The sequence below is a fragment of the Shinella sumterensis genome (assembly GCF_004514425.2).
Classification (GTDB): domain Bacteria; phylum Pseudomonadota; class Alphaproteobacteria; order Rhizobiales; family Rhizobiaceae; genus Shinella; species Shinella sumterensis.
On record NZ_MYFN02000006.1, the window covers coordinates 138,679 to 164,043 of the forward strand.

A 25,365-nucleotide genomic window follows, 5' to 3' on the forward strand; every position below is an offset into this window, starting at 1 on the left:
CATAGCGGGTCGTGAGCGTCGTATTGGGTGTGGAACGCACAGTTCGGGTATGATGGATCGTGGCAGGTTAAGGCTCCCCTCGCTTCGCCCGGTGCTCTGCGGTTGTGATTGCCTCCTGTCAGTCGGCCTTTTCTAAGATCGCTGCCAACCTCTACGATCGCTGCCAACCGGGAAGCTTGCCGCTTGATTGGCTTCACGGGAGGTGCGGCGGCGAGCGATCGGCCTCGTTGGTTTCAATCTCTGCCGGCGGCGCTGCGGCTGCCGTTTCGAATGTATCGCTGCGCCAGTCATAGGTGCGGTGCCGTGACCAGGCGCGCACCACGGTTTCCACGGCCGGCATGTTGGTCGCGCCGCCGAGGCTTGCGGCGGGATCGTCGAGCGGCGGCGTGATTTCCAAAGCCCCCGTTCGGCGCAGATGACGCGCGGTCACAAGCCTCGCACCCGAGCGGCAGTTGTCCAGCCGCAGGGCGAAGGGTACGACGACGAGATCGGCCGTGTCGCAGGCCGTGCCCAGAAAGGCCATATCCTGAAGCGTGACGATCGTCCAGCCGCTGGGGGAAACGGCAGCACAGAAGGCCTTCGCCTCGCAGACGAACGTTTGCGCCTGTCGTGCCGCCGCGATAGCCTCCGTCATCGCGTCCTTCGCCTTCTTCCTGTCCGCCTTGCGGCGCGGTCGTTTCCTCTCAGTCTCGGCAGCAGCCTTCTTCGTCGCCGGTTCCGCCAGCAGCAGGCCGGCGGTCTTTCGCATGTCCGGCTTGGTCAGGTCGCCGAGCCGCAAGGCACGGCGCCACTGGTCGTAGATGAAACCTGGCGGCTTGGCGCGGTTCGTGGCGACCGCATCGCCGCGCAGGATCGCAACCAGACGACCGTCTTCGGAGATGAGCAATTCCGGCTTCCCGCGCGCAGACGGCCAAAGGGCCACCAGTGCACCGGCGACGATGAAAACCGTCCCGGCATGCCGCAGCCGCGTGCGCAGGATACAGAGAAGCCCGCCGCCGACACCGATCAGCAGGAAGGCGGACATGGGGATGCGGCCCGTGACGATATCCCCGCCCTTCCAGCTCGAAACCCAGACCGCCAGCGCGATCATCCATTCGATGCCCTTGCCCATGATGGCAAAAGGAACGGCATCCAGCCCGAAGGGCATGAGCAGGACGGCGATGAGGCCGAAGGGCATGACGATCGCGCTGATCGCCGGCATGGCAAGCAGGTTGCCGGCAAGGCCGTAGGCCGGCACACGGTGAAAGTGGCCGATGGAGTAGATCAGCGTCGATAGGCTTCCGATCGCCGATGACAGCAGAAGTCCGCCGAAGAAGCGCCCGGCCGCGCCGCCGGTCAGGCGCAACGCGCCGCCTTTGCCCTCCTTGCGCACAGGCCGCTCGCGCCACGCCGCATAACCGGCGACGAGACCGAGCGTTGCGGCGTAGGACATCTGAAAGCCGGGGTTGGTGATGGCGGAGGGCGTGACGGCGAGGATGATGATGGCCGACAGCGCCACATTGCGCATACTGATGGCGGAGCGGCCGAAGAGCACGGCGATCAACATCACGCAGATCATGATCCAGGACCGGACGGCCGAGATCGCGCCGCCCGACACGAGAATGTAAAGCGTGACCATGACGAGCGCACCGCCCGCCGCAATCTTGCGGGTGGGAAAGCGTTCGGCAAAGCCCGGTATGAGCGCCATCAGCATGCGCGCGCCGACAAGGAACGTGCCGGCCGCGAGCACCATATTGAGACCGGAAATGGCCAGGACATGAGCGAGCCCGGCCTGGCGGAGCGCCTCCACCGTCTCCTCGCTGATCGCCCGCTGTTCCGCCGTCACCAGTGCCGCGGCGATCGCACCCGCGTCGCCCCCGATGCGTCCGCGGATATGCTCGGTGAGGTTGTTTCGCCATATCGCGATCCCCTGCGATATGCGATCGCTCCAGCTGGCCGGAGCGGCCTCGATTGCGACCGGCGCACCGTAGAAATAACCGATGGCGCCCGTGCCGGCGAAGTATGCGTCAAAGGCGAAGTCGTTGAGGCCGGCCAGGGCGGGGCCCGAGGGTGGCCCAAGACGCGCCCGGCCGGATATGCCGTGGCCGATGGCAATGGGATCGTGACGGCTTCGCGCCAGCAGCGTGACAACCTGCGGCGCGCGTTTCAGGACCGGCTCGCGCGTCTTTTCCAGTGCGATGCGATACCGGATCGCGTTGCCCGCACCGCTTTCGCGCGCCAGCACCCGGCCCTCGATCATGGTCGTCACGGGCGTGTCGAGAATGACGGTGTCAAGCCGTGCGCTTTCGAGCGCCGCGAGAAGCATGCCGATCGGAACGAGGAACGCGCCGCCCGCCAGGATCGCACCCAGATCCTCGCGATGGCGAAGCCGCCAGGCGGGTACCGCGGCGGCGATGGCCCCCAGGACCATGGCATAGACTGGCGGATCCACCCCGGCGGCAAACCAGAGAGCCGCGCCTATTCCCAGGAAGACCGGCACGAACAGGAAGAAATGCCCATGGCTGCGCTCTTCGACCAGCGCCTCCGACAGGCTTTCACCGACGGCGCGGCGCGTCCGGAGCCAGGCCAAAGCCTCGCTGTACCACGATGCGGCTTTCCCGGCCGGCGCAGCAGCATCGTCGAACGCGGCGGGCACCGCGCCATCGCCTGGCGGGACATCCCACTTATAGGCCTTCGCGGCCCGCTCCCGCTCTGCGATTTCCGTTCCGGCCATGCGCCCCGGCCTCGCTGTCCCCGCCGCATCATGCAATCGATCGGTGCAACATTCAATCGAAAGTAGATGAAGCCGATGATAAGGCAGGCAGAAAGGATGCGCCCTCCGCAATTTTCCGACCACCCTCAATAGTTGCTTGCAACTTCGCTCAAAGGGTAGATATTGCGTTGCCGGAAAGCCTGTTACCGCAATGCACAATTTGCCTTTCGTATCGCTTGGCAGGACATCGCAAATGGGCTAGCAAAACGGGCATGTTCGTGGCGCCGGTACAACCGGATGCCGCCATTCGAAACAACGGAGGATCGTTATGACAGGAAAAGGCGCGGACGTATCGGTCGGTGGCAAGACAATCGAGCTGCCGACGCGATCCGGGACGATCGGCCCCGATGTGATCGACATCGGCACGCTCTACAAGAACACGGGTACCTTCACCTACGATCCCGGCTTCACCTCCACGGCCTCGTGCGAATCGAAGATTACCTATATCGACGGCGATGAAGGCGTGCTGCTGCACCGCGGCTACCCGATCGAACAGCTGGCGGAACACGGCGACTTCCTCGAAGTCTGCTATCTCCTGCTGTACGGCGATCTGCCGACGAAGGCCCAGAAGGACGACTTCGACCATCGCGTCACGCACCACACGATGGTGCACGAGCAGATGAGCCGCTTCTTCACCGGCTTCCGTCGCGATGCCCACCCGATGGCCGTGATGTGCGGCTGCGTCGGCGCATTGTCGGCCTTCTACCACGACTCGACGGATATAACCGATCCGCACCAGCGCATGGTCGCCTCGCTGCGCATGATCGCCAAGATGCCGACGATTGCGGCGATGGCCTACAAGTACCATATCGGCCAGCCCTTCGTTTATCCGAAGAACGACCTCGACTACGCGTCGAATTTCCTGCGCATGTGTTTTGCGGTTCCCTGTGAGGAATATGTGGTCAATCCGGTGCTTTCGCGCGCCATGGATCGCATCTTCATCCTGCATGCCGATCACGAGCAGAACGCGTCGACCTCGACGGTTCGCCTCGCCGGCTCCTCGGGCGCCAACCCGTTCGCCTGCATCGCGGCCGGCATCGCCTGCCTGTGGGGCCCGGCCCATGGCGGCGCGAACGAAGCAGCGCTCAACATGCTGGCCGAGATCGGCTCGGTCGATCGCATTCCGGAATATGTCGCGCGTGCCAAGGACAAGAACGATCCGTTCCGCCTGATGGGCTTTGGCCACCGCGTCTACAAGAACTATGATCCGCGTGCGCGCATCATGCAGAAGACGACGCATGAGGTTCTCGGTGAACTCGGCATCAAGGACGATCCGATGCTCGAAGTCGCCATGGAGCTGGAGCGTATCGCTCTGACGGACGAGTACTTCATCGAAAAGAAGCTCTATCCGAACATCGACTTCTATTCGGGCATCACGCTGAAGGCGCTGGGCTTCCCCACCACGATGTTCACCGTTCTCTTCGCGCTTGCCCGCACCGTGGGCTGGATTGCCCAGTGGAACGAGATGATCGAGGATCCCGAACAGCGCATCGGCCGCCCGCGCCAGCTCTATATCGGCGAGCCGAAGCGTGATTACACGCCGGTTTCCAAGCGCTGATCCAGCAAGGACGACATGAAAAAGCCCGGTCAGAACTGACCGGGCTTTTTTTCTGCAAGAAGGTTCAGAATGACGGCAGCACCGGTTTCTCCGGGCGGCCGGACGGTCTGCATGCGCTCCAGAACGAGATCGTAGCCCTCCAGCATCGCCCGGCGCTCGGTCGTGTCGGCGGCGAGCCGCTCGAAGCCGCGGGCGAGCGTGCCGGGACGGACCTGCTCGTTGAGAAACTCGGGCACGACGCCGTAGTCGGCGATCATGTTGGGAATGGCCGCCGTCCAGATCTTGAGGCGGCCCACGAAGAAGTTGGCCAGCCAGTCGAACCGATAGGTGGAAAGCACCGGCACACACGCCAGCGCGAGCTCCAGGATGACGGTCCCGGAGGCGGCGATGGCGGCGTCCGCCTCGATGAAGGCCTGCCATTTCTCTTCCGGTGTCACGGTGATGACAGGCCTGACCGGCCAATCGGCCGTCAGGCGGCGCACCAGCGCCTCCTGACGCGGAACGGTGGGCAGGAGAAAACCGATACCAGGATTGCGCTCAGCCAATATCCTCGCCGTTTCACCGAAAATCGGAAGGAGGCGGGTGATTTCGGTGCTGCGCGAACCGGGCAAAAGAAGGCACCGGCGTTCGCCCGGCGGCGTTTCGGGCCGCACAAGCCGTGCTGCGCGTATCCGGCCGATATCGGCATCGCTTACCAAGCGGTGGCCCACATAAGTCGTCACGGGGCCGCCCAGCCGCTGCATGACGTCGGGTTCGAAGGGCAGCAGCGCCAGGACCCGGTCGACATAGCCGCGCATGCGCGGCGCGCGCTGTTCCTTCCAAGCCCAAACGCTGGGGCAGACATAGTTGACGACGGGCAGAGCGGGCCTCGCCTTGCGCACACGCTTTGCAACGCGGTGGGTGAAATCCGGGCTGTCGATGATCACGAGCACATCCGGCTGCGCCGCGACGATGGCATCCGCCGTCTGGCGAATACGGCGCAGCAGCAGCGGCAGCCGCTTCAACACCTGTGAAATGCCCATGATGGAGAGTTCGGAGAAGTCGAACAGGGATTTCAGCCCCTGCCCCTCCAGCGCCGGGCCACCGACGCCCATGATTTCGATATCGCCGGGATAGGCGGAACGCAGGGCGGCGACGAGATCGCCGCCGAGCATGTCGCCCGAGACCTCGCCGGCGACGACGGCGATCTTGAGGGGGCCCTTCGTCATGGCGTCTTTTCCCTTCTGTCCGGCACGATCCCCGTTACGAAGAGGCCGTGTGCATCCGCCTCGGCAACGATCGCATCCCGCTCCAGCACCAGGGAGCGACCCGCCTCCACAGCAATACCGGCAAGGCCCGCGGCGCGGGCGCGCGACAGTGTTTCCACGCCGATGGCGGGAAGATCGGCCCGCATATCCTGTCCCGGCTTGCAGAGCTTGACCAGAACGCCCTTGCGGCGTTGCGAGATGCGTCCGGCTGCACGCAATGCTGCGACGCGCTCCAGCATGCCATCCGTGCCCTCGGCACCTTCGAGCGCCACCACCCGACCGCCGACGGCGACGGCGCCCTGCCCCACATCCAGACGGCCGAGCGCCTGCGCTGCGGCGGTGGCCGCGGCAATATCCGCCTCGGCATCACGATCCGGCACGACCTGGCCGAGCGGCCCCTCGCAGCCGAGGAGATCGGGCACGATCTCGTGCGCGCCGACGACACGTACGCCCTCGGCCTCGATCAGGCGGATGACCATCCTCAGAACCGCGTCATCGCCGCCTTTCAGCAGGGTACGCACCACCGAGGGAACAGCCAGCAGCATACGCAACGGGGCATGGATATCGCGCCATTCCGGCCTGCGGCGCACCCAGCCCGACAGCACCGCCCGTCCGATGCCGTGCCGGCGAAAGGCCCCGCCGATGCCGGCATAGTTTCCGATGGAAATGATCTCGTGATCGAAATCCGACCAGTCATCGCCGGACTCGTTGCGCAAGGCGAGAATGTACGGCACCTCACCACGCGCGCGCGCCGCCTCGGCGACGTAACGGGGAAGAAGACCGCCACCTGCGATGATGGCGAGCCGGTCACGGATATCGGGCCGGCTGTCCCTCATGGCGGTCAGCCCTTGCTGCCCCGATGCGGGGACGAGAGCGCACGATCGCTCTCGGCGGCGATGAAGTCGAGGATCTGCATGACCGGCGCGCTGCCCGCATAGTCGTCGCGAATGGCAGCGGCATTGGCGCGAATCGAGCCCTCGCCCTCGAAAATCTGCTTGTAGGCGCGCCGGACCTCATGGATCGTCGCCTTCTCGATGCCGGCGCGCGACATGCCGACCACATTGAGGCCGCTCAGCAGGCCGGGATTGCCGTTGAGCATGCCATAGGGAATGACGTCGTAGGACACGGCGGAGAGACCGCCGATGAACGCCTGCCGGCCGATGCGTGTGAACTGGTGCACGGCCGAGCCGCCGCCCAGGATGACGCGGTCCTCAACGATCACGTGGCCGGCCAGCAGGACATTGTTCGACATGACGATGTGGTCGCCCAGGATGCAGTCATGCGCGACGTGGGAATTGGCCAGGAACAGGTTGTTGTTGCCGATAACCGTCTTGCCGCCGCCGTCCGTGGTGCCCGTGTTGACGGTCACGCCTTCTCGGAACGTGCACTTCTCGCCGACGGTGAGCGTCGTTTCAGCGCCATCATGATGCAGGCTTTGCGGATCACCGCCGACGACCGAATTCGGAAAGAAGCGGCAGCCGCGGCCGATGACCGTGCGTCCCGTGACGACCGCGTGCTGCAGCAGCTCCACATCATCGTGAAGAACGACCTTGGGCCCGACATAGCAGAAGGGACCGACGACAACGTTCTCCCCGATGACCGCTCCGTCCTCAACGACGGCGAGCGGATGGACCCTTGCACTGGCGGCAATCATTTTCAGGCATCTTCCTTTTTCACGATCATGGCGCCGATATCAGCTTCGGCGACAAGATGCCCATCAACTTTTGCATCGCAGTGAAACTTCCAGATATTGCCGCGCTGCTTCTGCTTCGTGACATGGAATTCCACGCGATCGCCCGGCACGACCGGCTTACGGAAACGCGCATTGTCGATGGTCATGAAGTAGACGAGGTTCGAGCCGGATGCGGCCTTGCGCGCGCAGATGGCGCCGGCCGTCTGGGCCATGCCCTCGACGAGCAGGACGCCGGGCATGATGGGGTGATCGGGAAAATGCCCCATGAAATGGGGCTCGTTCACCGTGACGTTCTTGATGCCGATGGCGGAATTGTCGCCGTCGATCTCGATGATCTTGTCCACCAGCAGGAACGGATAACGATGGGGCAGCAGCGTCAGGATCTCACGCAGATCGGCTACGCCCAGGGTGGCCTTCGTCGTCTCTTCAGTCATCCTTGCTGCCCTTCTTCTTGTCTCGCGCGCTGGAACGCAGCGCCATTTCCGCCACGTCACGCAGGAAATCACGCATCGGGCGCGCCGGAATGCCGCCGTATCGTTCACCCGGCGGGATGTCGCCGACAACGCCGCTCATGGCGGCGATCTGCACGCCATCGCCGATGGTGATATGGCCGTTGATACCGGAGGCTCCGCCAATCATCACGCCGTCGCCGATGCGCGTGCTGCCGGCAATGCCGACGCCGCTGACAATGCCGCAATGGCGACCGATGCGCACGTTATGGCCGACCTGCACCTGATTGTCGATCTTGGTGCCCTCGCCGATCACGGTATCGTCCATCGTACCGCGGTCGATCGTCGTATTGGAGCCGATCTCGACGTGGTCCTGGATGATCACGCGGCCGATCTGCACGATCTTGATCATGCCTGGCTTGAGACCCGGCGCATAACCGAAACCGTCCTGGCCGATGCGCGCGCCCGGATGGATGATGACCTCGTTTCCGACCAGGGCGCATTGCAGCGTCGCGCCTGCGGCTATCGTGCAATTGCGGCCGATGCGGACATCCGCACCGATGATGACGCCGGGACCGATACGGGTTCCCTCGCCGATCTCCGCGCCCTTGCCGATGACGGCCATGGGCTCGACGACAACGCCTGCTTCGAGGCGCGCGGCGGGATCGACGAAGGCCGCCGGAGAAATGCCGGTGGAATCGGACGTCGTCACGCCTGGACGCATGGCTGCGGGATGCAGCATGGCGCCCGCGATCGCAAAGGCGGTGTGGGGGCGCTTCGAGAGAAGGACGGCGATATGCGACGGGACGAGCGACGCCAGCGCGGCGTCGCACAGGATTGCCGTCGCCTCGCTCGTCTCGAGCTCAGCGCGCATCTTCCGGGAAAGGATGTAACAGAGGTCGCCCTCTTTCGCACGGCTGACCGGCGACACATTGCGCACGATGCGGTCGGCGTGCGCCGCATCGGCAAGCTCCGCCCCAAGCGCTACCGCCAGGTCTCCCAGACGAATGCCTTCGTGGGGCGGAAAGAACCAGTTATGTTCCATCGCAAGACTCCAGAACGTCCAAATACTCGCGGTTCTGGACGCGCTGCATCAGAACTGGGTTGCGATACCGAACTTGAAGCGCTGGGTCTCGTCAAACTCTTCCTTCTTGATCGGAACAGCATAGTCGAAGCGCAGCGGGCCGAACGGCGACGCCCAGATGATCGACGCACCGACGGACGCGCGCAGGCTCATATCCGTACCCCGAACCCTGTCGGAAGCGGCGTAGGCGACCTTGTTGCCGTAAAGCGTACCGGCATCGATGAAGACGGCGCCACGGAAGCCGGAGTCGCGCGGGATCGCCGGCAGCGGGAACGACGCTTCAGCCGAAGCCGTGAAGAACGTCGTGCCACCGAGCGCATCGCCGGTCGATGTGGCACGGGGGCCGATACCAGCCGACTCGAAGCCACGCAATTCGCCCGCCGAGAGGGTGAACTGATCGTAGACACGAACCGTGTCACCCGTACCCCACATGTGGCCGCCGCTGACGGACAGCGAGCCGATGACATCGGCATCTTCCAGCAGCGTGTGGAAGTAACGCGCCTTACCGGAAATCTTGTAATAATCGGAGTCGCCACCGAGGCCGGCGAATTCCTGCGTGATCTGCGCGAAGATACCTTCACGCGGCAGCGTGCGATCGTCGATCGTGTCGAAGGTCAGGCTGTGCGAGATCGACGAACGAACCCAGGGGCCATTGTTCACCGCATCCCAATAGGGCGTCGACAGGCGGGGATCATTTGTCGCCAGCGACGACCTATAGTCGAGCTTCGTGTAGTTGTACCGGAACGTCGTCGACAGATCTTCGGTGATCGGCGCGGTGACACGCAGCGTGAAACCCTGCGAGTCGACCCGGTAGTAATCTTCGCTTCGGTCTTCGTTCTTGAAGATGTCGAAGCCGGCAGCCAGACGATAGCCGAGGAAGTAGGGCTCGGTGAAGTTCAGGCTGTAGTTACGCGAATCCTCACCGCCACCGGCAGCAATGCGGATATACTGGCCGCGACCAAGGAAGTTCTTCTCTTCGATCGACGCTTCAAGCTTGAAGCCGCCGTCGTTGCCCGTCTCGTAACCAGCGCCGATACCGAACGAGCCGGTCGACTGGTCCTGCACATCGACGACGAGAACGACGCGGTCGGCTTCACTGCCCGGCGCGGTGGTGACCTCGACGGAAGAGAAGTAACCGAGTGCCTCAAGGCGACGCTTGGCGCGCGTAATGACTTCCTGGTTGAAGGCATCGCCTTCGCCGATATCGAACTCGCGACGGATGACATAGTCACGCGTGCGGGTGTTACCGCGGATTTCGATGCGCTCGACATAGGCGCGCTCGCCCTGGTCGACGAGATAGTCGACGGCGATCGTGCCATTGCCGAGGTCGCGGTTGCCGCGCGGCGTCACGCGGGCGAACGGATAGCCGTTTGCCGCGACGCGCTGGGAAATCGCGGACATCGTGTCCTGCACATCCTTGGCACGGTAGGTCTTGCCGGCCTTCGTCTCGACGAGACCCTTCAGCTCCTCGGGATCGATGCCCTCGACCGTCGATTCGACATTCACGTCGCCGAAGTTGTAGCGCTGACCCTCGTCGACCGTGAAGGTGACGACATATTCGTTCGACGCCTCATCCAGAACGGCATCCGAGGAGATGACGCGGAAATCGGCATAACCGTTGTTGAAGTAGAACTGGCGCAGCGCCTCTTCATCGGCGCGCAGCTTTTCCGGGCTGTAGACGTCCTTACGGGTCAGGAACGACAGGAAGTTCGACTTCTTGGTCAGGATGACCGAGCGCAGGCGGCCGTTGCTGTAGGCCTGGTTGCCGACGAAATTGATCTGCGAGATCTTCGTGCGGTCGCCTTCATCGACGACGAAGGCGAGGTTCACACGACCGTTGCCGAGCGGGTAGGTCTGCGTGGTCACCGTTGCATCGCTGCGGCCGATGGCGGCATAGGCGTCGCGAATAGCCTGCTTGTCGGCCTCGATCGTGGCTTCGCTGTAAGGACCCTGCGAGCGCGAGCGGAGAACCGCCTGCAGCTTGTCATCCTTGATCTTGCGGTTGCCGTTGATGACGACTTCGTTGAGCAGTTGGCTTTCGTTCACCGTCACGACGAGTGTGCTGCCGGAAACGGCAACCTTGACGTCGGAGAAGTAGCCGGTCGCGTAAAGGCGACGAACGGACTCATCGATGTCGGCACTGGTGAAGTTCTCACCGGGCTTGATCGCCAGGTTGGCCTTGACCGTATTCGCGCTGACGCGATCGGCGCCATGCACCTGAATGTTGCGAATGACGGCCGCCTCTGCAACGGTTGCGGAGACAAGCGTGGCAACAGAGCCGCCCGTAACGACCATACTTGCCGACAAGGCTACGGCAGACACGGCGTTCAAAAAGTTCGAACCAGCTTTCATCTTCACAACTTACCTTCGTTTTACGTCCGGCAGGCATGCCCGATTCCGGACACGATGCCGTTTTAACCGCTTTTGCCATACAAGCAAGGCCACGCGTTAATTTCTGTTTACTTCGATTGCAACAGTGGCCTCAACGCCACTAATTGCTTTTCATCACGGTAAACAGAGCGTTAGCGCCCTCACCCGGACTGCGGCTCCCCTTAATAATACGGCCTCGGCGATGCCGGCGGCCTTTAGCCAAGAAGCATGGATATGTCGTTCCAGGTCGCGAAAACCATCAGCATGAGCACCAGCGCCATGCCGATGCGAAATGCGACGTCCTGCGCCCCGGGCCCGACAGGCCTGCCCCGAACAGCTTCTACCGCATAGAACATCAGGTGGCCGCCATCAAGTACCGGAACCGGCATCAAATTCAAAAGTCCAATGGAAACAGAGAGAACCGCGGCGAGTTGCAGCAATGCGGCAACACCCAGCGTCGCCATCTGGCCGGATGCCTGCGCCACGCGGATCGGGCCGCCGAGCTGGTCCGCCTTCATGCGGCCAGTCACGAGGTTCGACAGATAGTCGAACGTACCCGTCACGATATGCCAGCTCTGGATAACGCCCTGCCCCACGGCTTCAAGCGGTCCGTACTCCACGACGCGGAAATTGCCGGTCTCCTGATTGGTGACGATACCGATCAGGCCGAGTTCCACCTTGTTGCCGAATTGGTCGGTAATCTCCGTGCGCTTCGGCACCATCGGAAGATTGAGGTCCTCGCCGTCGCGGCGCACCGTCACGGTGATCGGCAGCTCGGGGCGTACGCTCACATAGCGGCGAACGTCGTCGAAGGTCGTGACGGCATGGCCGTCGAGCGCCACCAGCAGGTCGCCGGGACGTACGCCCGCCTCCTGCGCGGCGCTGTCCGGCCGCACTTCCGCAACGATGGGATCCGCGATCTGGCGGCCGTAGATGGAAAACATCACGGCGAAGATCGCGATGGCGAGGACGAAATTGGCGATGGGGCCCGCGGCGACCGTCACGGCCCTTTTCCACAGGGCAGCACCGAGGAAGGTGCGCTTGCGCTCGCTTTCCGGCAGTGCCGCGACGGCGTCGTAGTCCGGCGTCGAGGCCGGATCGTCATCGCCGAGAAACTTGACATATCCGCCCAAGGGAATGGCGGAGAGTTTCCACCGTGTCCCGTGTTTGTCCGTGAAGCCCAGGAGCTCGGGACCGAAGCCCACGGAGAAGGCGGTCACGCCGATACCGGACCAGCGGCCCGCCAGATAATGGCCCATTTCGTGCACGAAGACGATGAGCGTCAGCACGATCAGGAAGGGAACGATATAGCCCGTCACGAAACCGAGCGAGCCTGCAAGCATTTCCATATATCCAGTCCCCAGTCTGTCGCGGTCACGGGCCGAAAAGGAACACGCCGGCGGGCGTGTTGACGGTGCCCTTCATGATCGCGTCGCCCAATGCAATGAGGAACGCGGCGAAGCAGGCAAAAACAAGGCCGTCGACGCGGTCCATGACCCCGCCATGCCCCGGAATGAGACGGCTGGAATCCTTCACGCCGAAACGGCGCTTGATGAAGGATTCGAAGAGGTCGCCGATCTGGCTGAAGATCGACAGGACCAGCGCGATCGCCGGCACCCACAGACCGTTCAGCGAGAAGAACGCCATGTGGACCAGCGTGCCGGCGACGACGGCCGAAACCGCGCCGCCGATGGCGCCCGACCAGGTCTTGCCCGGCGAGATCGATGGCGCAAGCTTCGGGCCGCCGATGGCCCGGCCGATGAAATAGGCAAGGATATCGGTTGCCCAGACCACGGCGAAGATGAAGAGCATGGCGGCAAAACCATGCGCGGTGTCGCCGCGGATCGCCGCAAGCGAGATCACCGTCAGGCCCGAATAGACGATGCCACCGGGCAGCCAGCGGCTGGACCTGGCGACCAGCGCATATGCGATGCCGATGACCGTCGCCGCCAGAAGCGCTGGCAGGGCCAGCTCGTCGAAGTCGAAAAGCACGAGCGCAGCCACCAGCGCGACGGCCAGCCAGCCGAATGCGTTGCCGCGGAAATCCGAATCGGCAAGCCGGGTGATCGTCGACCACTCGTAGTAGATCAGGACGCCGATGCCGGCTGCGAGCACGCGAAAGGCAAAGCCACCGAACCAGGTCGCGGCAAGAACGGCGATAGCCAGCACGATGCCGGAAATGATGCGCAGGCGCAGTTCAGTCTGCATCAGGAACCCACTGCAAGCGTGGTGGCGGGCTGCAACCCGCCAAACCGCCTCTCCCGCATGGCATAGCGAGAGAGCGCGGCGACGAAGGTGTCGCGCGAAAAGTCCGGCCAGAATTCGGGTATGAACATCAGTTCGGCATAGGCGGCCTGCCAGAGCAGGAAATTGGACAGACGTTCCTCGCCGCTCGTGCGGATGACGAGATCGGGGTCCGGGATTCCTGCGGTATCGAGCGCCGCACCGATCCGTTCCGACGTGATGGCGGATGCCTCGAGGCGGCCGGCCGCGACCTCGGCGGCAAGCTTCCTTGCCGCACGCGCGATCTCGTCGCGCGCCCCGTAGTTGAACGCAATGATGAGCGTTATGCCCGTGTTGGCGCGCGTGGTTTCCTCCGCTTCCAGCAAAAGCGGGAGAATATCGCCGGACAGGTTCGTCTTGTCGCCGATGATGCGGATGCGCACGTTCTGCTTGTGGAGAACCGCAAGGTCACGCCGGATAAAAGCCTTCAGGAGGCCCATGAGGTCCGAGACCTCGCTTTCCGGACGGCTCCAGTTTTCCGACGAGAAGGCAAACAGGGTCAGATAGGAGACGCCGCACTCGGCGGCCGTCTTCACGGCCTCGCGCACGGCCTCGACACCCTTGCGGTGTCCCATGGCGCGCGGCAGGCCGCGTGCATTCGCCCAGCGGCCGTTGCCATCCATGATGATGGCGACGTGAGCCGGAACGGTACTGGGCGAAAGCTGGTTCATGGACAATCCGAAAAAGAAGAAAAGCAGGCGAGCCTTTGCTTTAAACCTGCATGATTTCCTTTTCCTTGTCCGCAAGCAAGCGATCGACGTCCAAAATCGTCTCGTCGGTCATCTTCTGCACCTTTTCAGATTGCGCACGGCTCAGATCCTGGCCGATATCGCCATCCTTTTCGGCTTTCTTGAGGTCGTCCATGCCGTCGCGGCGCACGTGGCGGATCGCGACCTTGGCCTTCTCGGCGTAATCATGCGCAACCTTGACGAGCGACTTGCGGCGCTCTTCATTGAGTTCCGGGAGCGGAATACGCAGGTTCTGGCCGTCGATGATCGGATTGAGGCCGAGATTCGATTCGCGGATGCCGCGCTCGACCGCGCCGACCATGCCCTTGTCCCAGACGGAAACGGACAGCATGCGCGGCTCGGGAACACTGATGTTGGCGACCTGGTTCAGCGGAACGCGCGAACCGTAGGCTTCGACCTGGACCGGGTCGAGCACGTTGGCCGAGGCGCGGCCGGTGCGCAACGAGGCGATGTCGTTCTTGAACGCGTTGATCGCGCCATCCATGCGGCGCTTCAGTTCTTTGAGGTCGATACCTTCACTCATCGGAATACTCCCATTGTCGCAGAACGGCCGCACGCGATGAGCGCGCAACCGTTCCAGAATCAGTTGTCGGTTACGATGGTCCCGCGGCCGCCACCGGTCAATATTTCGGCAAATCCGCCCTTTTCGTGGATCGAGAACACGATGATCGGGATCGAATTCTCGCGCGCCAGCGCCACGGCGGCGACATCCATCACGGCCAGCCCCTTTTCCAGAACCTCGCTGTGCGTCAGGCTATCGAAGCGGGTCGCCGTCGGGTCCTTCTTCGGGTCGGCCGAGTAGATGCCGTCGACCTGGGTCCCCTTGAAGATCGCCTCCGCACCCATTTCGGCCGCACGCAGTGCTGCGGCCGAGTCGGTCGTGAAGAACGGATTGCCCGTGCCGCCGGCGAAGATCACCACGCGGCCGAGCGAGAGGTGATAGAGCGTGGCGCGCTGCGAAAAGCTCTCGCAGATCTCGGGCATCGCTATGGCCGAGAGGACGACGGTATCGATGTCGAGCTTGCGCAGCGAGGTCGCGAGCGCCAGCGCATTGATGACGGTCGCCAGCATGCCCATGTGGTCGCCGGTGACGCGGTCACCGCCCTTGGAGGCGACGGCGACGCCGCGGAAGATATTACCACCACCCACGACAACGCCGACTTCGACGCCCAGTGCACGCGCTTCGGCAATGTCGGAGGCGATGCGATCGGCGACGGCGACATCGATGCCGAAGCCCTGCGACCCCATCAGCGCCTCACCCGAGGCTTTCAGCAGAACACGTTTGTAGATTGGCGTGGCGGTCATCGTCGCTCCTGAATTCGTGTGCCTGCTCACCCGTTCGGCCGCCGGGAAGATACCGGATCGGCGCCGCACGAGGCAGTCCTGGCCGCAGAGAAATTTCGGGGCAGGCATTTCGGCAAGCCGGATACACGAAGGGCGCCGCGTTGTCACGCGGCGCCCTCCTCTTTTCCAAACCGAGATTACTTTTCCCTTGCGGGAGAAGTGAAATCAGCCCTTTGCAGCGGCTGCGACTTCAGCGGCGAAGTCCGACTCTTCCTTTTCGACGCCTTCGCCGAGCAGGAGGCGGGCCATGCCGACGACTTCGATCGGCGCGCCGACGGTCTTTTCAGCTTCCTTGACGGCAGCGCCGACGGTCAGGTCGGGGTTCATGACGAAGGCCTGCGACAGCAGGGCGACTTCCTCGAAGAACTTGCGCATGCGGCCTTCGACCATCTTTTCGATGATGGCGTCCGGCTTGCCGGAAGCGCGCGACTGCTCGATGAAGACGTTGCGCTCGCGCTCGGCGACGGCTGCATCGACTTCTTCGGCGCGGATCGCCAGCGGCGCGGTCGCTGCGATGTGCATGGCAACCTGACGGCCGATAGCGTTCAGGGCTTCCTTGTCGCCGGTCGACTGGAGCGCGACGAGAACGCCGAGCTTGCCGAGACGGTCGGCGGCGGCATTGTGGATATAGGTCGCGACAACACCGTCTTCGACCGACAGGGCGGCCGAACGGCGCAGGTTCATGTTCTCGCCGATGGTGGCGACGGCGTCCTTGATCGTGTCGGTGACCGACTTGCCGGTTGCCGGGTAGGTCACGGCGCCAACGGCTTCGACGGTGCCATCGGTGGTGAGCGCAACGTCGGCGATGCCGCGAACCATGCCCTGGAAGGCATCGTTACGGGCAACGAAGTCGGTTTCGGAGTTGACTTCGACGACAACGGCCTTGGTGCCGGAAGAAGCAACGCCGATGAGACCTTCGGCAGCCGTGCGGCCCGACTTCTTGTCGGCCTTGGCGATGCCCTTGGCGCGCAGCCAGTCGATTGCCGCTTCGATGTCGCCGTTGTTTTCAGCCAGCGCCTTCTTGCAGTCCATCATGCCAGCGCCGGACTTTTCGCGCAGTTCCTTCACCAGTGCAGCGGTGATTTCAGCCATTGTGAGCCTCTTGTCGGTTGTTGCGTGCCGCCGAAAAACCTCGGCGAACTCAAGGTTTTGGGAACGAATGTACCCGGAAATATGACAGGGTGATGAAGATCACCTCCGGCCCGTGCCTCGAATGCAACCGCTTGGATTGCCGGCAGCAGGGCCTTCAAACAAGCCGAGGCCAGGGATCGTCTCTCTGGCCTCGGTTGATCAGGAAGCTGGAGCGGATCGCTCCGGCCTTGGCCTTACGCTTCGGCTTCGAGAGCCGGCTCGACCGGAACTTCGGCGGAGGCGCCGAGGTCACGGCCCGAGGCGCCCTGCTGGCGCGCGATGCCGTCGATGGCGGCGCGGGCGATCAGGTCGCAATACAGAGCGATGGCGCGCGAGGCGTCGTCGTTGCCGGGGATCGGGAAATCGATCGGGTCCGGGTCGCAGTTCGAGTCGATGACGGCGACGACCGGGATGCCGAGACGCTTGGCTTCCTGGATCGCAATCGATTCCTTGTTGGTATCGATGATGAACATCAGGTCCGGCGTGCCGCCCATGTCGCGGATACCGCCGAGAGCCTTTTCAAGCTTCTCGCGTTCGCGCTCGAGGTTCAGGCGTTCCTTCTTCGAGTAGCCCGAGCCTTCCGAGGCCAGGATCTCGTCGAGCTTGCGCAGGCGCTGGATCGAGTTGGAGATCGTCTTCCAGTTCGTCAGCATCCCGCCGAGCCAGCGGGCGTTGACGTAGTACTGGGCCGAGCGCTTGGCAGCGTCGGCGATGATGTCGGAAGCCTGACGCTTCGTGCCGACGAAGAGAACGCGGCCGCCGCCGGCGACGGTGTCGCTGACGACCTGAAGGGCGCGCGACAGCATCGGAACGGTCTGTGCCAGGTCGATGATGTGAACGTTGTTGCGGTCGCCGAAGATGTACGGCTTCATCTTCGGGTTCCAGCGGTGCGTCTGGTGGCCGAAGTGGATGCCGGCTTCGAGAAGCTGGCGCATAGAGAAATCGGGCAATGCCATGCCTAGTTATCCTTTTCCGGTTGAACCTTCGCGAGACGAACAGCCCTTCCTTGGGAAGCGCCACCGGGCGGAACAGTCCGGATTTCTCCCGGACGATCCCATGTCTCACGTGTGGAATGGCTGCCCCATAACCGCAGTTTCCCGGCAAATCAAGGGCAGCGGGGTAAAAAAACGCCGGCGAGCGCTCTTTCGTCCCTATCCGGCGATGCCGGCAACGGCCGGCACCGCCAAAGCGGCGGATCGCCTATTTGCAGTCCTGCTGCTTGAGCATTTCAAGCTTGGCGAGCTTTCCGCTCAGCACGAACTCGCCGTAGTCCATCGTCAGGTCGCGGGTGATGCCGTTTTCATAGAGCTTGAAGGACATGCGGTAGACCGGCACGGCGTCGCCATCGCTGGTGTCATTATAGTACGCAACGGAGACCGGCCAGAACGCCTGCTTCGAGAAGGTGCCCGCCTTGTCCGCGTCGGGATCGCCCGCCTTGGGCTTCTCCTTCTTGCCGACGACGGCCGTCGTCATCAACGTCTTGTCGCCCGAATCGGAGCCATCGAAGATCCGCGATTCGAAGAACCGCTCCCCCTTCTTGGCGTGATCGATCACCTCGAGCATGTGTTCGGTCGGAAAGCGGCTGGCGGCCAGTTCCACCTGCTTGGCATCCGGCGCGGTCAGGTCGACGCTGACGCCGGTCTTTTCCTCGCGTGCCGTGCCGCGCACTTCCTTGTCCAGCTTCTCATCGGTGAAGGAGCGGGTCAGGAAGCGGAAGCTGCCGTTCTTCAGGTCCTCGTAGGTCGTCGTCTGCTGGTCGGTGAGGCGCGTTTCCTCGCCCGTATTGACCTGCGTGACGAAGCGGAAGCTCACCGTATAGCCGTCACAGGGGCTGCCGTTGAATTCGTAGACCATGCGGCCATACATGCCCGCGATTCCGGAACGCTCGCTCGCATCCTTGAGCTGGAGGTCATAGACGGCGCGGTGCGGCGCAAGCCCGCTCGCCGGGTTGGCGTAAGCGCCGGTCACGCCGCTGCCGGCGACACATGCCCCGGCTACAAGAGCCGTGACAAAGGATGAACGAAACATCCGTTTCCTCCTGTTGAATCCAGCGGCGATGTTATATGAACTCTTCCGGCAAAAGCGAGGCAATATCCGTGCGATGACATATTCATTTGCAATGGCGCGATCTGCCGTGTCGCGATGCCCCTGACAGTCGAACCGCGCCGACCCTATCTGAGGGTGGTGAACACACTACGGAGACCGGAATGTCCGCTGAAATCGAAAACCGCGTCAAGGAACTGGGTTACGATATCCCGGTCGCCGCAGCCCCCGCAGCCAATTACGTGCCCTTCGTCATCAGCGGCAACGTCCTCCACATCTCCGGCCAGCTGCCGATGCGCGACGGCAAGATCGCCGTGACCGGCCATGTCGGGAAGGACGTCGACGTGGCGGGTGCACAGAAAGCAGCAGAACTCTGCGCGCTCGGCCTGCTCGCCCAGGCCAAGGCCGCACTCGGCGACCTCTCGCGCATCAAGCGCGTCATCAAGATCAACGGCTTCGTCGCCTCCACGCCCGATTTCGTCGAGCAGCACCTCGTCATCAACGGTGCGTCCAATTTCCTCGTCGGCGCGCTGGGCGATGCCGGCAAGCATGCGCGTGCCGCCGTCGGCATGGCCGCCCTGCCCCTGAATGCGGCGGTCGAGATCGACGCCATCATGGAAATCGCCTGATGCACAAATTCAACTGGCTGACCGAGCGCCCGATTGCGCATCGCGGCTACCACGATCTCAACCGCGCGGTCTGGGAAAACACGCTCTCGGCCTTCTCCCGCGCGGCCGAGGCCGGCTTCTCCATCGAATGCGACCTGCAATATGCGGCCGATGCCATTCCGGTCGTCTTTCATGACGACGGCCTGAGACGCCTTTGCGGCATCGAGGGGGACGTACGCCAGCGCACGGCCGCCGAACTCGGCCTGTTGCCGATCGGCGGCACGGCGGACCGCATCCCGACGCTGAAGCAGTTGCTCGATCTCGTGAAGGGCCGGGTGCCGCTGATCCTGGAGCTCAAGGGTCGCAAGGGCGACGACGACGGTTTCGCGATGGCGGTTCTGGATGCCCTTGAGGGCTACGATGGGCCCGTGGCGCTGATGAGCTTCGATCACTGGCTCCTCAAGGACCTCAAGGCGATCGGTACCGACCATCCCGTCGGACTGACGGCCGAGGGCGCGCGCCCGGAAAACTTCGCCGTGCACGAGGACGCCATGCAGTACGGGCTCGACTTCATTTCCTACTATTACGGACACCTGCCCAACGCCTTCATCAGCCGCCAGCGCGACCTCGGCAGGCAGATCATCACCTGGACCGTTCGCGACGACGAGGCGCGCACGATCACGGCCCTCAACGCGGACCAGATGACCTTCGAGGGCTTCGATCCCCGCGAGCCCCTGACAGCATAGGATGACGGAAACCGTGCGCATCCGCGTCGAAACGACTTTCGCCGACATCGCGGCGGACGACTGGGGCCGCCTTTCCGGCGCCTCCAGGGCGGATGCGCAGACGCCCTACAACCCTTTCATCAGCCACGCTTTCCTGTCCTCGCTGGAGGAATCGGGGTGCGCAGTCGCCGAAACCGGATGGCTCGGACAGCACCTGCTTCTGGAGGGCGACGATGGTGCCCTGCTCGGCGCCCTGCCCGCCTATCTGAAGAACCACAGTCAGGGCGAATATGTCTTCGATCATGGCTGGGCGGATGCGTTCGAGCGTGCCGGCGGGCGCTATTATCCCAAGCTGCAAGCCTCCGTCCCCTTCACGCCGGCCACGGGCCCGCGGCTGCTTTCCCGCGTCGGCCAACCGGTCGTCGCCACGCAGACGGCGCTTGCCGAGGGGCTCAAGGAGCTGGCGAAGCGCCATGACGTCTCATCGGCGCATGTCACCTTCGCGCCACAGGACGAAATGCCGGTCTTCGAAGCGGCCGGCTATCTCCACCGCACCGACCAGCAATTCCATTTCATCAATGAGGGCTACGGCTCGCACGACGATTTCCTGGAGACGCTGGCGTCACGCAAGCGCAAGGCGCTGAAGAAGGAGCGTCGTGCCGCCCTCGAGCACGGCATCGAGATCGATTGGCTCACGGGCAAGGACCTGACCGAATCCATCTGGGACCAGTTCTTCGCCTTCTACATGGATACCGGCAGCCGCAAGTGGGGCCGGCCTTACCTCAACCGGGAATTCTACAGCCTGATTGGCGAGCGCATGGCCGAGGACATCCTGCTGGTCATGGCCAGGCGCGACGGCCGTTATGTTGCCGGTGCGATCAATTTCATCGGCAGCGACACGCTTTTCGGCCGGCACTGGGGCTGCATCGAGGATCACCCGTTCCTGCATTTCGAGGTCTGCTACCATCAGGCGATCGATTTCGCGATCGCCAGGGGCCTCAAGCGCGTCGAAGCCGGCGCGCAGGGCGAGCACAAGCTGGCGCGCGGCTATCTGCCGGTCACGACCCATTCCGCGCACTACATCACCCATCCAGGGCTTCGTCGGGCCGTCGCCGACTATCTGGAGCGCGAGCGGCGCGATGTGGAGATGATGGGCGAATATCTGGCCGAACACGGCCCCTTCCGCCGCGGCGGCGACAACAACGAGACTGAGTGAGACCGGGAGACGGGCATGAGCTACGACAGCAACAACATCTTCGCAAAGATCCTGCGCGGCGAGATCCCGTCGCACCGCGTCTATGAGGACGAGCATACCGTCGCCTTCATGGACGTGATGCCCCAGGCGAACGGCCACGCGCTCGTCATTCCCAAGGCGGCATCGCGCAATATCCTGGATGCCGATCCCGAAACGCTGTCGCACCTCCTGCCCGTCGTGCAGAAGGTGGCGAAGGCGGCGAAGGAGGCTTTCCAGGCCGACGGCGTCACCGTCATGCAGTTCAACGAACCGGCTGCCGGCCAGACCGTCTACCACCTGCATTTCCACATCATCCCGCGTGTGGAAGGTGCCCCCCTCCGGCCACATTCCGGCACGATGGAGGATCAGGGCGTGCTGGCGGCAAACGCCGAGAAGCTTCGCAAGGCACTGGCCGGCTGAGCCTGCTCAGACACCGGTAAGCGCAAGTCCCGCGGCCAGGAAGGCCATGGCCGCGGCGATGCCCAGAGGCTGGCGGAAACGTCCGCCGATGAAAAAGAACAGGGCTCCGAACAGGATCGACCCGAGCCGCAACCACAAGGGCGAGTTTTCCAGCACGCCGGTCGGGAAGAAGATGAGCTTGGCGATGACCGCAGCCACCAGCGCCGTGGCGACCGCCCTCACCCAGTTCAGCATTTCCGAATTCTCGTCGATCCGCTTGCCGGCGATGACGCCGGCCCAGCGCCAGATGTCCGTTGCCAGCCAGCCGGCAATCGCGATGTAGATATAGGGCCAGACACCGTCGAAGCTCATTGCCCGGCCTCCTTCTGCCGCAGCTGCTTTTCCGCCCACCATGCCACCGTACCGCCGATTATGCCGGCCAGCAGGATATCGTATTCCGGCGCGATGACGGCGAAGAGGTAGCCGAGAGCAAGCCCGATGCCGAGCGCCCAGTAGATCACGCGATGACGGGCCGAAATCCAGATCGAGGTCAGGAAGTAGACCGGTGTCAGGAAGAAGAGGCAGCCCGAGACGATGGGCGGAAAGTGCGAGACGGCGCCGTAGACTAGGCCGACGAGGATGATGTTGGTGACCGTCAGCGTGATGCCGAACCCGGCAAAGAACGCCACACGGCCGGAGCGCGGCACGTCACGCACCTTCTCCATGGCAAAGACCCAGGCGGTGATCGCGACGAAGTGCGAGATGATGAGCAGCAGCCAGGTCGGCGTGCGGCGGTCACGGATTTCCGGAATGAGCGCCGCCACCATCGGCATCATGCGCACGGACGAAAGCGTGACGGCGATGAAGGCGGCGGCGACATGCGCGCCTGATAGCATGGAGCCGACGAGGATCACCTTGGCGGGCAGCGCCCAGACCATGCCCGTCATGAACATCACCTGATCGACCGGGATGTTCGCTTCGGCGGTGAAGGCGGCAAAGCCCACGAAAGACAGCATGAGAATGATGGCCGGCAGGCTGAAGAGCCCGCGCATGCCGATGAGGAACCAGTGGGTCTGGGATTGGGTGTCTGGCGCGGTGTCGGCCGTCATCATGATCTCGTGCAAAAAAACAAAGCCGGGCAGTTTCCTGCCCGGCCCGTACCGTTTGTAAAGCCGTTATTTCTTGCGCGGCACCTTGGGAACGGCGCTGGAAGACTTGCGCGGCGGCTCGTCCTTCGGCTCCGGTGCCTTGGCCTCGGTCGCCTTCTTCGACGACTTCGCCTTGGCGGGTGCTGCCTCGGCGGCAACCGTTTCCTTGGCCTTGCGCGGCTTTGCCTTCTTGGCGGCAGCCTCTTCCACTTCGGCCTTGGGCTTGATCGGCGCGGTCTCCGGCACGGCATCGAGGATCAGGCCCTTCGAGCCGTCTTCCTTGGTGCCGACGGAGACGCGGACGACGCCGCCCTTCTTGAGCTTGCCGAAGAGGATCTCGTCGGCCAGCTTCTTCTTGATGTTTTCCTGGATGACGCGCGCCAGCGGGCGGGCACCCATCTTCTCGTCGTAGCCCTTCTCGGCCAGCCAGGCGATGGCGTCCTGCTGGAGGTCGAAGGTGACGTTGCGCTCGGCCAGCTGGGTTTCCAGCTGCATGACGAACTTCTGCACGACCTGATGGATGACCGGGGTCGGCAGCGAGCCGAACGGGATGATCGCATCGAGACGGTTGCGGAACTCCGGCGTGAACAGGCGATTGATCGCCTCCATGTCCTCGCCTTCGCGCTTGGACGAGCCGAAGCCGATGGCGGCCTTGGCCATGTCGGACGCGCCCGCATTGGTCGTCATGATCAGGATGACGTTGCGGAAGTCGATCTTCTTGCCGTTATGGTCGGTCAGCGAGCCGTGATCCATGACCTGCAACAGGATGTTGTAGAGGTCCGGATGCGCCTTCTCGATTTCATCCAGCAGCAGCACGCAATGCGGATGCTGGTCGACGCCATCGGTCAGCAGGCCGCCCTGGTCGAAGCCGACATAGCCGGGAGGCGCACCGAGCAGGCGCGAGACCGTGTGCCGCTCCATGTATTCCGACATGTCGAAGCGCAGCAGTTCGACGCCGAGCGAGCTGGCGAGCTGCTTGGCGACTTCCGTCTTACCGACGCCCGTCGGGCCGGAGAACAGGTAGCTGCCGATCGGCTTGTTCGGCTCGCGCAGGCCCGCACGGGACAGCTTGATTGCCGAAGCCAGCGCCTCGATGGCGAGATCCTGGCCATACACGACCGAGCGCAGTTCCTTGTCCAGGTTGGCGAGCACCTGCTCGTCGTCCTTGGAAACCGTCTTCGGCGGAATGCGGGCCATGGTGGCGATCGTCGCTTCGATCTCCTTTTCGGTGATCAGCTTGCGACGCTTGCCGGCCGGCAGCAGCATCTGGGCCGCACCGGTCTCGTCGATCACGTCGATCGCCTTGTCCGGCAGCTTGCGGTCGTTGATGTAGCGTGCCGACAGCTCGACGGCGGTCTTGATCGCCTCGTTCGAGTACCGCAGCTTGTGATACTCTTCGAAATAGGGCTTCAGGCCCTTCATGATCTCGATCGTATCGTCGATGGTCGGCTCGTTCACGTCGATCTTCTGGAAGCGGCGCACGAGTGCCCGATCCTTCTCGAAGAACTGGCGGTATTCCTTGTAGGTCGTCGAACCGATGCAGCGAATCGCGCCGGAAGACAGCGCCGGCTTCAGGAGGTTGGACGCGTCCATTGCGCCGCCGGAGGTGGCGCCGGCGCCAATGACGGTGTGGATCTCGTCGATGAACAGCACAGCGCCCGGATACTCTTCCAGCTCCTTGACGACCTGCTTCAGGCGCTCCTCGAAGTCGCCGCGATAGCGGGTGCCGGCGAGCAGCGTGCCCATGTCGAGCGAGAAGATCGTGGCATCCGCGAGTGCTTCCGGTACCTTGCCTTCGACGATGCGCTTGGCAAGGCCCTCGGCGATGGCCGTCTTGCCCACGCCCGGATCACCCACATAGAGCGGGTTGTTCTTGGAGCGGCGGCACAGCACCTGGATGGTCCGGTTGACTTCGGCGTGACGGCCGATCAGCGGATCGATCTTGCCACCCTTGGCCTTCTCGTTGAGATTGACGCAGTAGGCGGTGAGCGCATCCTGCTTCTTGGCCGGCTCTTCCTGTTCGTTGCTGCCGTTGCGCTGCTGCTTGGGTTCGCTTTCCGTCTCGTCCGCGCCGCGGACAGGCCGCTGCTCGGAAGCGCCCGGCCGCTTGCCGATGCCGTGCGAGATGAAGTTGACGGCGTCATACCGCGTCATTTCCTGCTCCTGCAGGAAGTAGGCGGCGTGGCTTTCGCGCTCGGCGAAGATCGCGACGAGCACGTTGGCGCCGGTCACTTCTTCACGGCCGGACGACTGGACATGGATGACCGCGCGCTGGATGACGCGCTGGAAGCCGGAGGTCGGCTTGGAGTCTTCCTCGTATCCGGTCACGAGGTTGGCGAGGTCGTGATCGACATAGTCGGTAACGGTCTTGCGCAGCGCGTCGAGGTTCACGTTGCACGCGCCCATGACGGCCGCCGCATCGGAATCGTCGATCAACGCCAGAAGCAGATGCTCCAGCGTTGCGTATTCGTGGTGACGCTCGTTTGCAAAAGTCAGTGCCTGATGGAGCGCCTTTTCAAGGCTTGCAGAAAATGTTGGCACGTTGGTT

23 protein-coding genes are annotated in these 25,365 nt (G+C 63.4%); 5 read left to right on the top strand and 18 right to left on the bottom strand.

Going from position 1 to position 25,365, the window contains the following annotated elements; all coding sequences use genetic code 11:
- Positions 1–193 precede the first annotated feature (193 nt).
- The gene (locus tag B5M41_RS13330; RefSeq protein WP_230640082.1) at positions 194–2,713 is read right to left on the bottom strand and encodes a ComEC/Rec2 family competence protein; all 2,520 of its coding nucleotides are present in this window, start codon (positions 2,711–2,713) and stop codon (positions 194–196) included.
- A gap of 307 nt (positions 2,714–3,020) precedes the next feature.
- Here B5M41_RS13330 and gltA point away from each other — a divergent pair, with 307 nt between their 5' ends.
- Positions 3,021–4,310 (top strand): citrate synthase, encoded by a 1,290-nt coding sequence (gene gltA, locus B5M41_RS13335; protein WP_134649149.1) that lies wholly within the window; start codon positions 3,021–3,023, stop codon positions 4,308–4,310.
- A gap of 29 nt (positions 4,311–4,339) precedes the next feature.
- Here the strand turns inward: gltA and lpxB are convergent, their stop codons facing one another.
- From lpxB to B5M41_RS13405, 14 genes are all read right to left on the bottom strand, one after another.
- Positions 4,340–5,518 carry a lipid-A-disaccharide synthase gene (gene lpxB, locus B5M41_RS13340; protein ID WP_134649148.1) on the bottom strand — a complete coding sequence of 393 codons (1,179 nt, stop codon included), beginning with the start codon at positions 5,516–5,518 and terminating at the stop codon, positions 4,340–4,342.
- Positions 5,515–6,393 carry an LpxI family protein gene (locus B5M41_RS13345; protein ID WP_134649147.1) on the bottom strand — a complete coding sequence of 293 codons (879 nt, stop codon included), beginning with the start codon at positions 6,391–6,393 and terminating at the stop codon, positions 5,515–5,517. The genes lpxB and B5M41_RS13345 overlap by 4 nt, the downstream gene beginning before the upstream one ends.
- A gap of 5 nt (positions 6,394–6,398) precedes the next feature.
- A complete protein-coding gene (lpxA, locus tag B5M41_RS13350) occupies positions 6,399–7,217 on the bottom strand; it encodes an acyl-ACP--UDP-N-acetylglucosamine O-acyltransferase (RefSeq protein ID WP_134649146.1) in 819 nt (272 codons plus the stop codon).
- A complete protein-coding gene (fabZ, locus tag B5M41_RS13355) occupies positions 7,214–7,684 on the bottom strand; it encodes a 3-hydroxyacyl-ACP dehydratase FabZ (protein WP_134649145.1) in 471 nt (156 codons plus the stop codon). Before fabZ ends, lpxA begins: the two co-directional genes overlap by 4 nt.
- Positions 7,677–8,744, bottom strand: a complete 1,068-nt coding sequence (lpxD, locus tag B5M41_RS13360; protein ID WP_134649144.1) for a UDP-3-O-(3-hydroxymyristoyl)glucosamine N-acyltransferase — start codon at positions 8,742–8,744, stop codon at positions 7,677–7,679. Before lpxD ends, fabZ begins: the two co-directional genes overlap by 8 nt.
- Positions 8,745–8,792: 48 nt before the next feature.
- A complete protein-coding gene (gene bamA / locus B5M41_RS13365) occupies positions 8,793–11,135 on the bottom strand; it encodes an outer membrane protein assembly factor BamA (protein WP_134649143.1) in 2,343 nt (780 codons plus the stop codon).
- A gap of 233 nt (positions 11,136–11,368) precedes the next feature.
- Positions 11,369–12,502, bottom strand: coding sequence for an RIP metalloprotease RseP (gene rseP, locus B5M41_RS13370; RefSeq protein ID WP_134649142.1), 1,134 nt, complete (start codon positions 12,500–12,502; stop codon positions 11,369–11,371).
- 25 nt (positions 12,503–12,527) lie between these two features.
- Positions 12,528–13,361: a phosphatidate cytidylyltransferase gene (locus B5M41_RS13375; RefSeq protein WP_134649141.1), complete on the bottom strand. Its 834-nt coding sequence runs from the start codon at positions 13,359–13,361 to the stop codon at positions 12,528–12,530.
- Positions 13,361–14,107 (bottom strand): isoprenyl transferase, encoded by a 747-nt coding sequence (locus B5M41_RS13380; RefSeq protein WP_134649140.1) that lies wholly within the window; start codon positions 14,105–14,107, stop codon positions 13,361–13,363. Before B5M41_RS13380 ends, B5M41_RS13375 begins: the two co-directional genes overlap by 1 nt.
- Positions 14,108–14,147: 40 nt before the next feature.
- Positions 14,148–14,708 (bottom strand): ribosome recycling factor, encoded by a 561-nt coding sequence (frr, locus tag B5M41_RS13385; protein ID WP_134649139.1) that lies wholly within the window; start codon positions 14,706–14,708, stop codon positions 14,148–14,150.
- A 59-nt stretch (positions 14,709–14,767) separates the two neighbouring features.
- Positions 14,768–15,490 (bottom strand): UMP kinase, encoded by a 723-nt coding sequence (gene pyrH, locus B5M41_RS13390; protein WP_134649138.1) that lies wholly within the window; start codon positions 15,488–15,490, stop codon positions 14,768–14,770.
- 204 nt (positions 15,491–15,694) lie between these two features.
- Positions 15,695–16,621 carry a translation elongation factor Ts gene (tsf, locus tag B5M41_RS13395; RefSeq protein ID WP_134649137.1) on the bottom strand — a complete coding sequence of 309 codons (927 nt, stop codon included), beginning with the start codon at positions 16,619–16,621 and terminating at the stop codon, positions 15,695–15,697.
- A gap of 233 nt (positions 16,622–16,854) precedes the next feature.
- On the bottom strand, positions 16,855–17,616 hold the full coding sequence (gene rpsB / locus B5M41_RS13400; protein WP_134649136.1) for a 30S ribosomal protein S2: 762 nt from the start codon (positions 17,614–17,616) through the stop codon (positions 16,855–16,857).
- A gap of 244 nt (positions 17,617–17,860) precedes the next feature.
- Positions 17,861–18,688 carry a cell envelope integrity EipB family protein gene (locus B5M41_RS13405; RefSeq protein ID WP_134649135.1) on the bottom strand — a complete coding sequence of 276 codons (828 nt, stop codon included), beginning with the start codon at positions 18,686–18,688 and terminating at the stop codon, positions 17,861–17,863.
- Between the two features lie 179 nt (positions 18,689–18,867).
- Here B5M41_RS13405 and B5M41_RS13410 point away from each other — a divergent pair, with 179 nt between their 5' ends.
- Genes B5M41_RS13410 through B5M41_RS13425 form a run of 4 tightly spaced genes read left to right on the top strand, consistent with a single transcriptional unit; the run spans position 18,868 to position 21,690 of the window.
- Positions 18,868–19,332 carry a RidA family protein gene (locus tag B5M41_RS13410; protein ID WP_134649134.1) on the top strand — a complete coding sequence of 155 codons (465 nt, stop codon included), beginning with the start codon at positions 18,868–18,870 and terminating at the stop codon, positions 19,330–19,332.
- Positions 19,332–20,057, top strand: a complete 726-nt coding sequence (locus B5M41_RS13415) for a glycerophosphodiester phosphodiesterase (protein WP_134649133.1) — start codon at positions 19,332–19,334, stop codon at positions 20,055–20,057. The genes B5M41_RS13410 and B5M41_RS13415 overlap by 1 nt, the downstream gene beginning before the upstream one ends.
- 1 nt (position 20,058) lies before the next feature.
- Complete coding sequence (locus B5M41_RS13420; protein WP_134649132.1) at positions 20,059–21,252, top strand: GNAT family N-acetyltransferase; 1,194 nt, start codon at positions 20,059–20,061, stop codon at positions 21,250–21,252.
- Between the two features lie 15 nt (positions 21,253–21,267).
- On the top strand, positions 21,268–21,690 hold the full coding sequence (locus B5M41_RS13425) for an HIT family protein (protein ID WP_134649131.1): 423 nt from the start codon (positions 21,268–21,270) through the stop codon (positions 21,688–21,690).
- 6 nt (positions 21,691–21,696) lie between these two features.
- Here the strand turns inward: B5M41_RS13425 and B5M41_RS13430 are convergent, their stop codons facing one another.
- The 3 genes from B5M41_RS13430 to clpA form a co-directional block, all read right to left on the bottom strand.
- Complete coding sequence (locus B5M41_RS13430; RefSeq protein ID WP_134649130.1) at positions 21,697–22,041, bottom strand: AzlD domain-containing protein; 345 nt, start codon at positions 22,039–22,041, stop codon at positions 21,697–21,699.
- Positions 22,038–22,781, bottom strand: coding sequence for an AzlC family ABC transporter permease (locus B5M41_RS13435; RefSeq protein WP_134649129.1), 744 nt, complete (start codon positions 22,779–22,781; stop codon positions 22,038–22,040). Before B5M41_RS13435 ends, B5M41_RS13430 begins: the two co-directional genes overlap by 4 nt.
- A gap of 63 nt (positions 22,782–22,844) precedes the next feature.
- Positions 22,845–25,358, bottom strand: a complete 2,514-nt coding sequence (gene clpA / locus B5M41_RS13440; RefSeq protein WP_134649128.1) for an ATP-dependent Clp protease ATP-binding subunit ClpA — start codon at positions 25,356–25,358, stop codon at positions 22,845–22,847.
- Positions 25,359–25,365: the final 7 nt, after the last annotated feature.